The 16,216-nt window shown below is 34.4% G+C and carries 14 protein-coding genes; 8 read left to right on the top strand and 6 right to left on the bottom strand.

Going from position 1 to position 16,216, the window contains the following annotated elements; all coding sequences use genetic code 11:
• The first annotated feature begins 9 nt into the window (after nt 1-9).
• From ATN92_RS16975 to ATN92_RS16990, 4 genes are all read left to right on the top strand, one after another.
• Nucleotides 10-915, top strand: a complete 906-nt coding sequence (locus ATN92_RS16975) for a glycine betaine ABC transporter substrate-binding protein (protein WP_056954253.1) — start codon at nt 10-12, stop codon at nt 913-915.
• A gap of 220 nt (nt 916-1,135) precedes the next feature.
• On the top strand, nt 1,136-1,999 hold the full coding sequence (locus ATN92_RS16980; RefSeq protein ID WP_082604588.1) for a helix-turn-helix domain-containing protein: 864 nt from the start codon (nt 1,136-1,138) through the stop codon (nt 1,997-1,999).
• 78 nt (nt 2,000-2,077) lie between these two features.
• Nucleotides 2,078-3,205: an AI-2E family transporter gene (locus tag ATN92_RS16985; protein WP_056954255.1), complete on the top strand. Its 1,128-nt coding sequence runs from the start codon at nt 2,078-2,080 to the stop codon at nt 3,203-3,205.
• Nucleotides 3,206-3,244: 39 nt separating this feature from the next.
• On the top strand, nt 3,245-4,030 hold the full coding sequence (locus ATN92_RS16990) for a hypothetical protein (RefSeq protein ID WP_056954257.1): 786 nt from the start codon (nt 3,245-3,247) through the stop codon (nt 4,028-4,030).
• 30 nt (nt 4,031-4,060) lie between these two features.
• Here ATN92_RS16990 and ATN92_RS16995 read toward each other — a convergent pair whose 3' ends face one another.
• The 4 genes from ATN92_RS16995 to ATN92_RS17010 all read right to left on the bottom strand — a co-directional run bounded on the left by ATN92_RS16995 (nt 4,061) and on the right by ATN92_RS17010 (nt 9,046).
• Nucleotides 4,061-4,984, bottom strand: a complete 924-nt coding sequence (locus tag ATN92_RS16995) for an ROK family protein (protein ID WP_056954259.1) — start codon at nt 4,982-4,984, stop codon at nt 4,061-4,063.
• Between the two features lie 58 nt (nt 4,985-5,042).
• The gene (locus ATN92_RS17000) at nt 5,043-6,587 is read right to left on the bottom strand and encodes a DUF5060 domain-containing protein (RefSeq protein WP_056954261.1); all 1,545 of its coding nucleotides are present in this window, start codon (nt 6,585-6,587) and stop codon (nt 5,043-5,045) included.
• Nucleotides 6,588-6,610: 23 nt separating this feature from the next.
• Nucleotides 6,611-7,819 carry an MFS transporter gene (locus ATN92_RS17005; RefSeq protein ID WP_082604589.1) on the bottom strand — a complete coding sequence of 403 codons (1,209 nt, stop codon included), beginning with the start codon at nt 7,817-7,819 and terminating at the stop codon, nt 6,611-6,613.
• Between the two features lie 213 nt (nt 7,820-8,032).
• Nucleotides 8,033-9,046: a LacI family DNA-binding transcriptional regulator gene (locus ATN92_RS17010; protein ID WP_056954263.1), complete on the bottom strand. Its 1,014-nt coding sequence runs from the start codon at nt 9,044-9,046 to the stop codon at nt 8,033-8,035.
• Nucleotides 9,047-9,209: 163 nt separating this feature from the next.
• Here ATN92_RS17010 and ATN92_RS17015 point away from each other — a divergent pair, with 163 nt between their 5' ends.
• Nucleotides 9,210-10,649: a glycoside hydrolase family 1 protein gene (locus tag ATN92_RS17015; RefSeq protein ID WP_056954265.1), complete on the top strand. Its 1,440-nt coding sequence runs from the start codon at nt 9,210-9,212 to the stop codon at nt 10,647-10,649.
• 103 nt (nt 10,650-10,752) lie between these two features.
• Here ATN92_RS17015 and ATN92_RS17020 read toward each other — a convergent pair whose 3' ends face one another.
• Entirely contained in the window at nt 10,753-12,183 is a 1,431-nt protein-coding gene (locus tag ATN92_RS17020; protein WP_056954267.1) for an L-fucose/L-arabinose isomerase family protein, read from the bottom strand.
• Nucleotides 12,184-12,473: 290 nt separating this feature from the next.
• Here ATN92_RS17020 and ATN92_RS17025 point away from each other — a divergent pair, with 290 nt between their 5' ends.
• Genes ATN92_RS17025 through ATN92_RS17035 form a run of 3 tightly spaced genes read left to right on the top strand, consistent with a single transcriptional unit; the run spans nt 12,474 to nt 15,735 of the window.
• A complete protein-coding gene (locus ATN92_RS17025; protein ID WP_056954269.1) occupies nt 12,474-13,298 on the top strand; it encodes a transketolase in 825 nt (274 codons plus the stop codon).
• Nucleotides 13,298-14,242 carry a transketolase family protein gene (locus ATN92_RS17030; RefSeq protein ID WP_056954272.1) on the top strand — a complete coding sequence of 315 codons (945 nt, stop codon included), beginning with the start codon at nt 13,298-13,300 and terminating at the stop codon, nt 14,240-14,242. Before ATN92_RS17025 ends, ATN92_RS17030 begins: the two co-directional genes overlap by 1 nt.
• Before the next feature lie 17 nt (nt 14,243-14,259).
• Nucleotides 14,260-15,735 carry an FGGY-family carbohydrate kinase gene (locus ATN92_RS17035; protein ID WP_056954274.1) on the top strand — a complete coding sequence of 492 codons (1,476 nt, stop codon included), beginning with the start codon at nt 14,260-14,262 and terminating at the stop codon, nt 15,733-15,735.
• Between the two features lie 38 nt (nt 15,736-15,773).
• Here ATN92_RS17035 and ATN92_RS17040 read toward each other — a convergent pair whose 3' ends face one another.
• Entirely contained in the window at nt 15,774-16,211 is a 438-nt protein-coding gene (locus ATN92_RS17040) for a GNAT family N-acetyltransferase (RefSeq protein WP_056954276.1), read from the bottom strand.
• Between the last annotated feature and the right edge of the window lie 5 nt (nt 16,212-16,216).

The following is a 16,216-nucleotide window of genomic DNA, read 5'->3' on the forward strand; positions in this document are numbered from 1 at the left end:
AGGGATTTTTTGAAAAAACAAAAGTTTATTAAACTTTTCTTATTAGCAATATTAATCATCCCAATTATTTCCGCATGTAGTTCCCAAACAGCTCCGTACAAAAGTAAGGAAAAGTTGGGCCCACAAATTAATTACACAATCACAGGTATTGATGCTGGTGCTGGTGTAATGGCCTCTACCCAAACAGCTTTGAAGGATTATGGTCTAGAGAAGAACAACTGGCAATTACAACCTAGTTCAACTTCGGCCATGACAAGTACTTTGGATAAATCATATAAAAATAAACAACCAATTGTGATTACTGGTTGGCAACCACATTGGATGTTTACAAAGTATAAACTGAAATTCTTAAAAGATCCTAAAAACGTTTATGGTAAAGCAGAACATATCAACACTATCGTTCGTAAAGGTTTGAAAAAGGATAAACCCGAAGCATATACTATTTTGGATCGTTTCCATTGGACACCTAAGCAGATGTCGAGTGTTATGTTGAAGGTTAATGGTGGTATGGATCCAGATAAAGCTGCCAAACAATGGATCAAGAAGAATCCGAAATTAGTTCAAAAATGGACTAAGGGTGTTAAGAAGGTTCATGGTCAATCCTTGAAGATCACTTATGTTGCATGGGATTCAGAAATTGCTTCAACTAATGTGATTGCTCAAGTATTACGAGATCAAGGTTATAAAGTAACTATTCAGGCTATGGAGATGCAACCAGTTTGGGCTTCAATCTCTACCAAAGCTGCTGACGCAACTGTCAGTGCTTGGTTACCTAAGACATCAGCTAAGTTCTATTCTGATTACAAAGGTAAGTTTGAAGACCTCGGTGCTAACTTAGAAGGTGCCAAAGTTGGATTAGCCGTTCCAAAATATATGACTAATATTAATTCCATTGATGATCTAAAAAATAAATAATTCACTGAAATTGGAAGAGATTCCAATTTTTTTTTGCTTTAAATAGATTTTAAATATATAAATGGAATAAAATTTCTTGTTTACTACGGTATTAATTATATAAAATAATATTTCACTAAGTGGACTAGACAATATGACAACTTTATACCAATGACACGTTTTAATTATGGGTATATAATTATATTAATTATATATAAATTTATTATACAGGGGCGATGGCGTGGATATACAGGCGTTTATTGATAAAAGAAAAGAATTAGGACTCTCACAAAAGGAATTGAGCAATGGTATCTGTACTCAAGCTACATTAAGCAAGTTTGAGAATAACGGTAAAATTCCATCATTGAAAATTTTAATTAAATTATGTAATCGTCTCGGTCTATCCTTAGATAGTATTATTGGTGTAAATGATAGCAGCAGTAAGAAGGTTGCTAAGGAAATGAGTCAAGCAGAATTCAATTTAATTATTCAAGAATATGATGATGCTTGGACAATCATTAATAAGATTGATTCAGATAGTTTGAATAATGATAAGAATCTTTTGATGCAATATTATTATTTAAGAGGCTACTTGAATGTTTTGGACGATGGAGATTTATTTGATGCAGTTTTTGATTTCAATCGTATTTTATCGGAATTAGATACCCGTGGGGAAACAATTTTCACTTTTCTATCATTCGTAGGTATGGGTATGGTTTATGCCAAGCAGGGCGATGATACGAAGAGTGAATACTACTTCAGCAAGGTATTCAATAACATTTATACAATGTCGATTGATGATGTAAGTAAGATTTGGCGTTATATCAATATCATTTTCTATTGTGCGATTTACTATTCAGAGAAGCAGGATTTAGAAACGGCTAATGCGTTATTGAATTATGGCGTTAAGGTCTGTGCCGAGAATCACGTTACGTATTACATTGCTCGAATTTATGCTCAGCTAGCAATGAATGAAAATCGAGTTAATGGAAACAATGAAAAAGTGCAAGGATACATTGATAAAGCACTGGTTTTTTCAGAGTTTAATGGTAACAAAAAAGAGATCGAAGTTATTAAAAGATGGGTTAAAGCAAATAATCTTTAACAGAAAGAGGATGTCATGGTATTTATGGCATCCTCTTTTATGATATATTGGTTAGACAAGTAAATTAGGGAGTAGTCTATGAATCTAAGTCGAAAAAAGTTGATCCAATATGGAATAATTGCGATTTTAGTATTGTTTATCCTCATATATCCAGTGCAGATCTATAATATTTTTCTGAATGTTTTGGGCGTTGCGATGCCACTTATTTTGGGCGCTGTATTGGCATACGTCTTAAATATTTTATGTGTTAAGTTGGAAAAATATTTCTTTCCTAATACTAAAATTAAAATTTTACAGAAGAGTCGTCGAGCATTAGTTATTTTAACTACTTTGGTCATTGTCACTTTGGTGATGGTGGGAGTATTTAGATTGGTTTTACCCCAGTTCTTCAATGCTTTGGCCGATTTCTTTAAAAATATTCCTTCATTTGTTGAAGGATTGTCAGCGTTGCTAGAAAAGATAAATCATAATTCGGTTGTTTCCAATCAACTGGAGTCAATGAATATTGATTGGTCATCGGTACAGAGTAAAGTGATGAAGTATTTAACGAGTGGAATGGGAGGAATCTTTGGTTCAACTTTCAAGATTGTAACGGGTATTACTAAAGGTTTTATTAATTTCATTCTAGCTTTAACATTTGCTATCTATATTTTGGCAACTAAGGAAAAGTTGGGTTGCCAGGTTAAGAAGATGGCCCAAGCTTATATGAAGAAAGAACATATTAAAAAGGTTAAGTATGTAGTTGATATTGCGGATGATATGTTTAGTCATTTCATTGCCGGACAAGTTACGGAAGCTATCATCTTGGGAAGTTTGTGTTCATTAGGAATGCTGATATTCAGATTCCCATATGCACTATCAGTTGGTGCATTTGTTAGTATTACAGCCCTGATTCCTATTTTAGGAGCTTGGTTAGGAGGGATTGTCGGATTCTTATTGATTGCCGTTAAATCACCGATAGAAGCAGTTTTCTTCATTATTTTCCTATTGGTTCTACAACAGTTTGAAAGTAACGTTATTTATCCACGAGTTGTCGGAACTTCAATTGGCTTACCAGGAATCTGGGTTCTAGCTTCAATTACTGTTGGTGGCGGACTCGGCGGTATTGTGGGGATGCTGTTAGGAGTGCCTGTAGCCGCAACTATTTATCAATTACTTAAGAATGATACAAATCGCAGGCTAAATGGAATAGAAAAAGTAAAATAGTTATATAATTTACAAAATTGCACTAAGGAGAGATTAGTTTTGTGGAATAATTATTTTGATTTCGTGTTAATTTTCGTAGCTATTTTTACTTTAATTCCTTACTTAACATCACTGGTGACTTCTTGGCTGGGACATCTGTCAAAAATTATTTTAGTTAATAATTTGGGAAACAATAGTCAGCTAATCGTTGGTGGAGTGGGCGTTATTATTCATGAGTTAGGACATGCTATTTTTGCCTATTTGTTTGGACATAAAGTAACTAACGTTCAATTGTTAAATTTGAATTATCGTCAATCGGGCTCATTAGGGTCTGTGGATCATAAGTGGAATGATCGCAATGTTTATCAGATGTTGGGGAACTTCTTCATTGGTCTGGCGCCTTATTACATGTGCTCGTTGGCATTGTATTTATTGCAAAGATTTCTGTTGAAAGCTCAATTCAGCTTTAGTACATTGATTCAGAGCTTGAATGTTAACAAGAGTGTTTCAATTAGCGTGATCTTTGATTCTGTTTTGGATAATATGAAATCTAGCTTTGCTAATGCTTCGTGGTGGATGATTCTAGTGTATGTATTGTTGACTATCATGATAGCTAGTACTGGATATGATTTGAGTAAGAATGATTTTATTACCGTCAATAAAGGAATTTTGCCATGGGTCGTAGTTCTGTTGGTTTTGGGATCAATACTTTATTTGCTTAATTTGAGAACAGTTGTTATGACTGGGGCAATTTATTTTGTAGCATTTTCAATTCTGTTTATGTTTCATGCCATTATTAGTATTGTTTTGGCTATGGTGGTAATTAAAATATTGGGATTTATATAAAAAAGAGACTTCCGGTTGGGAGTCTCTTTTTTATTGAGCAATGTAATCTTTTTTATCGTCTACTTTAATAAGTAAACCATAAAGTGCTCCATATAAATTTGCGTTATTTTGAAATTTGGCGTTTAAAATTTCAGGTCGAGTTAACGAATCTTTAATTATTGGCGTTGAGTTCAATATTTTATCATATTCTTCATTAATTGTGTCAGTGACAATTGGTTGTGCACTTATACCACCACCGATAACGAATCTTTTTAAATCGACTACTGATTGAATATTAAGGATTAACTTTGCAACATAACTACAGAATTCTTTAAATATTGGAAAGGCCTCGGGGTCCTTTTTATTGATAAAATTGAATACTTCAATTCCATCACTTATGTTGCTTAGCTTTTTTAATGAACCGATTTTTTTAATCATACCGACAGCAGAAGTATTGGCTCCTACAGCAGCTTTTAGAAAATCATCTTTAGTAAAGTTATTTAACATGAAACTAAATTCACCGGCCTGAAAGTGTTCACCATATAATAATTGACCATTAATAACGATACCACCTCCGACCCCTGTACCTAGAACAATAGCAGCCGAATTGTCGATATTATTTAAATTACCTAGCCAGAGCTCTGCTAAAGCGGCGGATTTACCATCGTTTTCGATACTTGTATAAATTCTGTATTTGTCTTCAATTATCTTTTTCAGATTTACTTTATCTAAGAAAGGAAGAGAACCGCCATGATGGATAGTCCCAGTATCATCTATTTTTCCAGGAACCGAAATGGCAATTCCTTTAATACTTGATTGGTACTTATCAATTATGCTAAAGATGGCATTAGTGAATTCTATAATGTTTTTTGCAGGTGTTTGCAGCTTATCATGGCTAATCAGGTTACCTGAATTATTTAATATACCATATTTTAAATTGGTACCGCCGATGTCGATACTTAGATAGTTACTCATGATTTTTCTCCCTTTAAATATTAAACGCTTGGCCATGGGATTAAGCCAAGCGTTTATTTTATTTCTTTTCAGTTAAAAGTAATGCTTGATATTCGGAACGTGGAAGCTGGAACATATCTGTATTGTTAATTTCAATATTCAAATCCTTTGTTGTCATATTCCAAGTATCAATTAGTTTGGCAGAATATTTTTTATCCTTTGGTAGAAAATCAAATTGTTCAAATTCAGGTTGGTTAGCTCCGAAATAGGCAATGATTTTACTATCATCAGGTGACTGTCCAACAGCCAATTCCCAGTGTGGACCTTCAGTTGCCATTGGTTTTACATAGTTGAAACCGTTATTGTCTAGTAGATCCTTAAAGAAGTTGATTCTCTTTTGACTTTGACCATATAGAATCCCACCATGTGCCCACCAAATTGAACGTTTAGTATTTGGTTTGTCAATATAGGTTTCACCATGTGTGGCGTAACCTCCGCGTAAAACTGTTCTGTAGAAGCAATCCATCATACCATGGGCAGTATTGTCACCCCAGCCCAACTCAATGTTCCCTTCATACCGACATTCATCTACGACTACTGGTTTTTGATACTTTTCTAACCACTGAGGTACAAAGAATAGTTCATCAGTTTGGACGCTTAGATGTGTTATCCATGGTTTTGTATAATCAAACCAGTTTTTTCTAGTGCCTTTATTTGTAGGCGGATCATACCAATTATGTATCGATATTAGATGTTCACTAGGATCTTCTTCTTTAACTAGTTCTCCTAATTTATCCCAAGCTTCGAGTGGTTTTTGACCGGCCATTGCTAACAAATCATATTCATTTGCTAGTGACCACCAAATATTTTTATAACTGGCTAATCTAGCAATAATATATTTAAGATATAATTTATCGTACTTTTCCCCCATACGAGCAAATCCCCAGTGGTCATAAGGATGAAATAGAATTAAATCAGCTTCAACACCAAGATTATCTAAATCCTTAATTCTATTTTCCAAATGTTGGAAGTAGGTAGGATTGATTTTAGAAAAGTCAAAACCAATATCCTCTGGTTTTAGACTCCAGCTATTAAAATCGAAAGTATCTGATACTTTTTTTGGGGCTCCCTCATATGGATAGATATCTGGTTCTATGGTGTTGTAATTATAGTTCTTAGGGAAAGTCAACATACGTAGTTTATTAAATTTATTTTCAGATAGTGTCTTTAGAGTTTGCTTTTGACGTTCGTTACTTTGAAATACCCAAGCATAAGCGGTAGTTCCAAAAGGCATATAAGAAGTACCATCAGCGTAGGCAAAGTGAGTTTTACCACTTACGCGAACAGGTCCATGATTATCTTCAGAAGGAGATGTACATTCAAATTCAGTTGTTTTATTTGATAATACTTCTACGTTAGATTCAGTTGTGACTTTCCATGTTCCAATTAATTCAGGCATATATCTGACTTTATATATTCCGTTTCCATCGTAAAATCCGCGGATTTTAATTGAAAAATTATCATGAGTAAAAGTAGCAAATAAATTATTGTCAATAAATGGATTACCATCAGATGGTCCATTTAGAGTGAGTTCATATGAACCCCATTTTTCACATTTATCCATTTTAAAATTCCTTTCTAATATTGTTATTTAGCCATTGAAGTATTTACATTCTTATTTCTATTTAATTGCATAAATACGAATACTACAGCAAGTACAATCATCACTACAGCACAGATAACAAATGATGAAGTTGGATCTGTCATACCTGATGCTTTTCCAATAAATGAAAGTGAGTATGGTGAGAAGTAAGCACCTAAATTGTTAAAAATCATGGCAACTGAAATTGCAAAATTCTTCGATGCTTCAGGAACACTGTCCATAACAGTTCCATAAACATAAGGAATCAAAATTGTTGTAGAACTTACTAAAATCATTGAAATAGTAAATAAAATCATATTTGATGAATGTGCCATTCCAAAGAAACCAACAGCGCCAATTCCACAAGCAATAATAGGTGTAAAGTGCTTCAAGGCCTTAAAAATGGGTCCATAAAGCATGGTAATTAAACTACCAATAATTCCAGCAAATGCTAATGCGGTGCCCAGCATACCTTGATTCTTAACTTGCATTTGTTGCAAAGCCAAGCCGGAGTTTGTGTACATTGCCATTACGGCATTGAAATAAACGAATAAAACTAAAATACCAATAATAACGAAAATAGGAAGCTTTTTAGATTGTTTACCGGAGGATTCATTTTCTACAGTAACGGTCTTTTGAGAATCTGTAGAATCTTTCTTTGGAAAACCAATCATGAATACGATAAGAACTGGTAAAAGAATTAAGTAAACTAGATAGGTACTTTGCCAATTAATCCCTACAAGAATACCCGCTAAGAATGTGGATAAACTTGAACCTAGAGCAGAAACTGCGGATTGAATGCCAAGAAGGTTACGTTGTTCATCACCGGTAAAGTAATCACCAATTAAACTGACAGCTAAGGAAGTATAGATACCAGTACCAGCACCGAATAAGAAACGTAAAACCTTAATCATTGTAATGTTTGTTACAAATGCAGGACCTACACCACCGATCATTGCAACAAATAATCCTAGAATAACGGTATTACGTTTACCAATAGCTTTAATTATCCAATTACCACAAAGAATAAATAGCATGATAGAAAAAGAGGGAATAGTTACTAGTGATTGAATTGAAGTTGCACTTTGATCTGGAAATGATTTGATCATTCCTGTTACAGCAACTGATATTGCACTGGCTGCTTGTAACATGACGGAAATTGCTAGAATAGCAATTTTTAAAAACGTTTTATTAACTTTTTTCGTATCTGACATTATTATTAATTCTCCTAACAAATAAAATTAACTTATGCATAAGTTCACGGAATGTATCCGCTTTCTTTTAACAGCTCTAAATTACCACATAGATTATTAAACATCAAGAGTATTTTACTAAAATAGTACTAAAATAAATTAACTATTTTATAAAAACGTTGATTCAATCGAATTTTTAGACAATAAAAAAAGCCGAAACTTTTTTGTTTCGACTTAAATAGAATTACGTTTAATTAATTTAGTTGAGATGAGTGTTTTTTGTGGTGACCAATTTGGAGTAAATAAGCGCTTTTGCAGTTGAAATAGTGCTTGTTCAGCCATTTGATCAACAGGTACGTGAATGGTGGTCAATTCAGGACTTATTAGAGAACTTTCATAAATATCATCAAAACCAATAACGGCTAATTGTTTAGGAATTTTGATATTCTTTTGTTGGGCAGCCTTTATTAATCTAATTGCGATATAATCATCTTCACAAAAAATTACTTCGGGCAATTCCTTCTTGGTTATATTTTCGATATCCAATCCCTTTGGATTAACTTCTGTAGGAGAAACTGAATAAAAATGATCATTATTGATTTTTATATTAGCTAGTTTAAGAGCATCACGAAAACCACGTCTTCGTTCAATAAAGTTAGAAATGATTTTATCAGAGGCAAAATAACCAATATCTTTATAGCCTTTGTTTAAGATATAATTGCCCGCTAGCATAGCTCCTTGATAATTATCCATCGTTACAAAATCAGCCGTTATATTGTCGAAATATGTATCAACAAATATCACACTGTCTAATTTGTTATTAATTAATTCTGCTTGGGTTGCATTCAAATCAGTACCTAAAACAATCGTACCATCGTTCTGATCTTTTCTGATCTCATCCAAAGTTTGAGGAAGTGATTCACTATCAGTAGTAATTATCTTCAAACTACCACCAGTTTCGCTGACTTTTTCCGATAATGAAGAAATTAAGCTATCAAAGAAGGGAAGAGAACGATAGTTTCCACTAACTAAACCAGCTGTTTTAACAACTAAGAAGTTAACACTAGTAAGAACTTTATCAGTATTTTTTTTGTTTTTCCGGAGTGGCTTATATCCATATTTATTTACTACATCAAAAATTTTATCTCTAGTTTCTTGACTCACACCGTCTTTACCATTAAGGGCTAAGGATACGGCCGATTTAGAAACATTGGCGAGACGTGCTATGTCATCCATTTTTACTGTCATGAGATGACCTCCTATCACATAAAATAATACTAAATTAAAATCAGTATTGCAAAATTTATTGTATTTTTTATGTAAAATAATGTAATTTGTTTAGTAAAACGTTTACAATGCTGATTAATATGCGGTATCATTTAATTAAATAATTTATTTTGAGGTGAATCTAATGACAGAATTTCCAAAGAATTTCTTGTGGGGTGGCGCTACAGCTGCTAACCAATTAGAGGGTGGCTATAAGGAAGATGGACGTGGTCTATCTATTGCTGACGCATTACCCGGTGGCAAAGAGAGATTCCAAATTGTTCAAAATCCTGACTTTGATTGGACGATTGATGAAAGTAAATATAAATATCCTAATCATGTCGGTATCGATTACTATCATCGTTTCAAAGAAGATATCAAATTATTCTCAGAAATGGGCTTTAAGTGCTATCGTTTCTCTATTGCTTGGTCAAGAATTTTTCCAAATGGTGATGAAACAGAACCAAATGAAAAGGGATTGGAATTTTATGATCAAGTAATCGATGAATGTTTGAAGTACAATATTGAACCAGTGATTACTATTTCTCATTATGAGTTGCCATTAAATTTGGCCAAAAATTATGGTGGCTGGAAAAATAAGAAGTTAATTTCATTCTTCGAAAGATTTGCCAAAGTTGTTTTGACACGTTACTACAAGAAAGTTAAGTACTGGATGACTTTCAACGAAATCAACAGTGCTGCTCACTTCCCAGTTATGGGTCAAGGTTTGGTTCCTTCCAACGGTGCTAACGACAAGAAAAATGTCTTCCAAGCATGGCATAATCAATTTGTTTCTAGTTCTAAGGCTGTTAAAATTGGTCATGAATTGGATCCAAATTTACAGATTGGTTGTATGATTCTTTACGCTACAACTTATAGTTATGATGCCAATCCAGTTAACCAATTGGCTACCTTGCAACAAAATCAAGATTTCAACTTCTTCTGCGGCGATGTTCAAGTTCGTGGTCAATATCCAAGCTATACAAAGAGATTGTTGGCTGAATATGGTTTGAAACTTTCTGATTTAGACAGAACTGATGAAGAATTGGAATTGATCAAAAAGTATCCTGTTGATTATATTGGTTTCAGTTACTATATGTCTTCAGCAGTTGAAACTACTAAGAAGGATAACGACAAAGTTAGTGGAAACTTGCTAGGTGGTGTTAAGAATCCATTCCTTAAGGCAAGTGATTGGGGCTGGCAAATTGATCCAACTGGTTTGAGAATTGCTTTGAACCAATTGTACGATCGTTATCAAAAACCATTGTTCATCGTTGAAAATGGTTTGGGTGCTATCGATAAACCAGATGCAAACCACAACATTGAAGATGATTACCGTATCGATTACTTGAAACAACATATTCAAGCAATGGCCGGTGCAATTGACGATGGTGTCGATTTGATGGGTTACACTCCATGGGGCTGTATTGATTTGGTCAGTGCTTCTACAGGTGAAATGTCCAAACGTTATGGTTTTATCTATGTTGACTTAGATGATGATGGTAATGGAAATATGGACAGATACAAGAAGAAGTCATTCTACTGGTATCAAAAAGTTATTGAATCAAATGGTCAAGAATTGTAATTAATTTATTTGAAAAGATCAAATCAGAAATGGTTTGGTCTTTTTTTCAAAATAAAAAGGTGATGTATTTTTAATAGAATACATCACCTTTTTGCGTACTGAATTATTTAATAATTGAAGAGGTGTCACCACGAAGATAAGCTTTAACATCATCTTCAATAGGATCATAGAAATCAGGTGTAACGCCTAAATACTTACAGGCTTCGTAGAGAACAGGCACAACGTCGTCACGAACAGCAGCCATGTGGTGGATATAAGGTCCATAAACTAGTTTAGTTTCGAAACGGTTGAGGTTAGCAAATTGTAACCAGATATAAGTCCCTTGTTCATATGGTCCTTCACAAGTTTTAGCATTACCCATTAACATTGAGTACTTACCATTATCGCCATCGAAACGGCAAAGAGTATAGTTACCATCTTGGGCTTGGAATCCTACTGACCCTGGGTAGTCAAAAACAAAGTGTGACTTTGGCAAAATAGGCTTGTTTTTGGCGGTTGAATATGGGAAGACACCCAAGTGTTGTAGTAATTCACCATTAGGATTTTCTGGATGACGACAGTTAACATCAGCAAAGATAGCTCGATGATCACCCATAGTTGCGGCTTCAACCAATAGTTCAGAAATAACGCCATGAATATCAGTTTCACAAGTTACAGGCAAACCTTCATCTTGAAGTAATGATTCAGAAGCATATGGAAGAATACCGATTTCGTCTTGAAGAGCAGTCCAACATTGGATTGCGGCAGAGTTACATCCATAGGTTTTAGCCAATCTCTTGATGGCAACTTTAAGCGCAGCAACCATTTGCAAATCTTTATCAGAAATTTGAATATCAGCGATAGAATTCAAGGCCTTTTCAGTTTCTGCAATTTCAGGATCCTTTTTGTCGATCAATTCATGAATCTTTTCTACCAATTCTGTAATTGGAATAGGTGAGAGTGAGATGTTGAACTTCTCTAACAATTCACCTTCATTAACCATTGTGCTCCAAAAGTCGAAAGGACGAGGTCCGATTTGTAGGATACGAGTATTCTTGAAAGTTTTAACAACATTACATACTTTGATGAAGTCATTAATGCCTTGTTCAAAAGCAGGGTCGTCAAGATCACAGTTTTTGACATAAGTGAATGGAATTTGGAAACGACGTAAAACTTTTCCAATAGCAAATAGACCACATTGAGTATCTCTTAAACGTGAACCATCTGCTGCAGGTGCTTCATCTTTTGGTCCCCAAAGTAGAACAGGAACGTTCAATTTCTTTGCCAAACGGGCACATTCATATTCAGTACCGAAGTTTTCATTAGCTAAGAATAAACCGTCAATTTTAGCATCTTGGAATTTCTTAGCAATCTTGTTCATGCCTTCATCATCATAAAGCAGACCATCATCATTAACATCTTTAATATCAACGTAGTCGACATCCATATCGTCTAACCTCTTACGTGTGTAATTAGCGAACTCAATAGCGGCGTCAGCTGAGAAGATATTTCTTCTAGTAGGTGCGAAACCTAATTTGATTTTATCTACACTCATAAATTAATTACTCCCTTAGTTTAATAAAATAATTATTTAGAAAGCGTTTCCATGACTAAACTATAAAACTGATTTAACTAATATTCAATAGTTTATTAAAACTAATCACTAAACATAAATGTGCTTGTTACTGCTTATTGTTGATGTAACAGCACTATTGACTATATAAAATAAAAATAGTTGTTGCTTGATTGTGATTTATTCTAACTAAACTATTGAAAAATTTAGGTAAACAGTTTAGTATAAATTTTGAAAGCGGTTGCTGAAATTGATTGTAAGGAGAAATTACTATGGATGTTGAACAATTAGAGAAAAAGGCTATTGAAATGAGAAAAGCAACATGGGAAATGATTTATCGTGCCAAGACTGGACATACCGGTTCAGATCTTTCATGTACTGATATTTTAGTTGCCCTCTACTATAAGGTACTAAATCAAACTCCAGAAACATTTAAGAGTGAGAATCGTGATCGTTACGTTCAATCGAAAGGTCATGCGGTAGAAATTCTTTTGAATGTCTTAGCTGATCGTGGATATTTTCCTAAAGATGATCTTCTAACATATTCACAATTTAAATCACCATATATTGGTCACCCTAATAATCACATTAAGGGAATTGAAATGAATACTGGTTCACTTGGACATGGCTTAGCCTTAAGTGTCGGAATTGCTAAAGCAGCCAAGATGGATGATAAAGATTATCATACCTACGTTTTAATGGGAGATGGTGAACAAGCAGAAGGTTCCGTTTGGGAAGCAGCAATGGCAGCCGGAAATTTCAAGCTTGATAATTTAACAGCTATCATTGATCATAATGGCCTTCAGATTACTGGTAAGACAAAAGATGTTATGAACAGCGAACCTTTGAAAGCCAAATATGAAGCTTTTGGTTGGAACGTTATTGAAATTGATGGTAATGATATGTCTCAATTAGTTGATGCTTTTGACATGAAATCAGTTCAAAATAAACCTACTTTGATTTTGGCTGACACGGTTAAAGGCTGTGGCGTTTCATTTGCTGAGAACAAGGCAGAATGGCATCATAAAGTACCAACTGAAGAACAATATAAAGAAGCCTTAGATGTATTTGATAAGGAATTGGAGGAAAGAAAATAATGTCAGAAGAAAAAGCTCGTAAAGTTGGAGAAGTAATTTGTGAACAATTAGTAGACGCCGGAAAGAATGATTCTGATATTGTTGTTCTAACCAGCGATTCTAGAGGTTCAGGTTCTTTAGTTCCTTTTGCAAAAGAATTACCTAAACAAATTGTAGAAGTTGGTATTGCTGAACAAGATCTTGTCACAATTAGTGCTGGATTAGCTCACAGTGGTAAGCGTCCATTTGCAGTATCACCAGCCGCCTTTTTAACAATGAGAAGTATCGAACAAGTCAAAGTGGATGTTTCCTACTCTAATACTAATGTTAAATTGCTAGGTATCAGTGGTGGTAATTCTTATAGTGTCTTGGGAAGCACTCACCATTCTTTGCAAGATTTGGCAATCACAAGAGCTATTCCAAATTTGGAAGTTTATATGCCTTGTGATCAATATCAAACAATTGGTTTGTTTAAGTATTTAGTTAAATCAGATAAACCTGCTTATATCAGAATTGGTAAGAAGGCTTTGAGCAATTGTTACAGTAATCCTGAAGAAGCCTTTGTAAAGCCAGGTAAAGCAAACGTTTTGAGAAATGGTAAGGATGTTGCTTTAGTAGCTATGGGAGAAACAGTTCCTGAAGCTTTGAAGGCCGCTGATTTACTTGAAAAAGAAGGTATTAAAGCTACAGTCATTGATTTAGTCAGCTTGAAACCATTAGATACAGAACTATTAAGTAAGATCAGTAATGAGTTCTCCGATATTTATACAATCGAAGAACACAGTATTTACAACGGTATTGGTTCAGCAGTGGCTGAAGTAGTTGCTACATCAGGCAGTGCTAAACTTCATATTTTAGGATTCCCAGATGCACCTGCAATTGCTGGTACTCAAGATGAAGTCTTTGGTTACTATGGTCTGGATGGTGCCGGAATTGCCCAAAATGTTGAAAAATCAATTTCTTAATTTGAGGAGAAATTATTATGAAATATTTGTTGGGAATTGATCAGAGCACGCAAGGTACCAAAGTGGTTTTGGTCGATAAAGATGGTCAGATTTTAAGAAAAGTAACACGAAATCATCGCCAGATTATTAATAAACAAGGTTGGGTCAGCCACGATTTACGTGAGATTTATCAAAATATTTTATTTTTAGTAAGAAAAATTTTGGATGATCCTCAAGTTGATTCAGCAAAGATTGTCGGTTTGGGAATCACAAATCAAAGAGAAACGGCTACAGCGTGGTCAAAATCTACGCGAAAGCCTCTATCAGAATCAGTTGTTTGGCAATGTTCACGTGCTAAAGATGTCTGTGAAAGAATTGAAAAAACTGGTGTCGGACAATCTATTTATCAAAAGACAGGTATGCCTTTATCACCATATTTCACGGCATCTAAATTTACTTGGCTACTGGAGAATATTCCAGAAGTTCAAGAAGCTGCTCAAAAGGGTGACTTGTGTCTGGGAACGGTTGATAGTTGGTTAATTTATCAATTAACTAGGGGCCAAAGTTTTAAGACTGAACCTTCTAATGCCTCCAGAACACAACTTATGAATTTAAAGAGTGGTGATTGGGATGATGATCTATTAAGAATTTTTGATTTAAAGAGATCATATTTAGCCAAAATTGTTGATTCAAATGATAAATTTGGAATGACCGATTTTGAAGGAATCTTGAATCATCAAATCCCAATTTATGGAGTATTAGGTGATTCCCAAGCGGCTTTGTTTGGTCAAAGATGCACTAAATTCGGAGATGTTAAATCCACATACGGAACGGGTTCGTCAATTATGATGAATATTGGTTCTAAACCAGTTATGTCGTCAAACGGCTTGATCACATCTGTTGCTTGGAAAATCAATGGTCAATCGAATTATGTGTTGGAAGGAAATGTTAACTATTCTGGAGCAGTTATCAAATGGCTGAAGGATGATTTAGGGTTGATTGAGCATAGTGCTGAAACTGAAGAGATGGCCTACCATGCTAATAAGAGTGACAAGACTTATTTGGTACCAGCATTTACTGGATTAGGTGCACCTTACTGGAATGATGATGCTACAGGAACCATTGTTGGTATGACTCGTAAGACACGTAAGAATGAAGTTGTTAAAGCAGGGTTGGAAAGCATTGCTTATCAAATTAATGATATTTTGCAATTAATGAAAAAAGATACTGGTGGTCAAATCAATATTTTGAAAGTCGATGGTGGAGCCACCTCTAATAATTATTTGATGCAATTTCAATGTGACCTGTTACAGTCGGTATTAAAGATTCCTAATGTAGAAGAGTTAAGTGTTTTAGGGGCAGTCTTCTTAGCGGGCCTACAATTGGATCTTTATGATGAAAATGTTTTACAGGAGGCTATTGAGTATCGTTGTTTTGAACCAAAAATGGCGGTCAATGAATGCAATGAAAAAGTTCAGGGATGGAAAAAAGCTGTCTCATTAATAAACGTTTAAACGAAAAAAAATTCACTCAAATTGATGAGTGAATTTTTTTAATCAATTATTTCATGGGTCATTTTTAAATGAGGTGTATGGTTGAACAAAAAAGGTGCACCTTGCGTTTGGAAATGAAATTTTTGGTAGAATTTTTCTACTTGGACTTGAGCTTCAATTTCGACTTCTTTTTTTGGAAAGTCCTTTTGAATTGTAGTAAAAACATGTTGCATCAGTTCATTTCCCAATCCTTGACCACGATAGTCTGGATTAGTGAGGACTCGGCCGAAAGTAACTTTTCCATTCTGATTAAAGACTCTAGCATAAGCTACAATTTGACCATCTTCTAAATCAAATACGTGAATGGATTCGGGATCATGTTCGTCGACTTCTTGATAAACTCTCTTTTGATCAACTACGAAAACTCTTGTACGTAAATATAAAATTTCAAAAAGTTCATTGGTGCTCAATTCTGAAAAACTTTTAGAATACCACATTGAAA

This window comes from Companilactobacillus bobalius, from assembly GCF_009764355.1.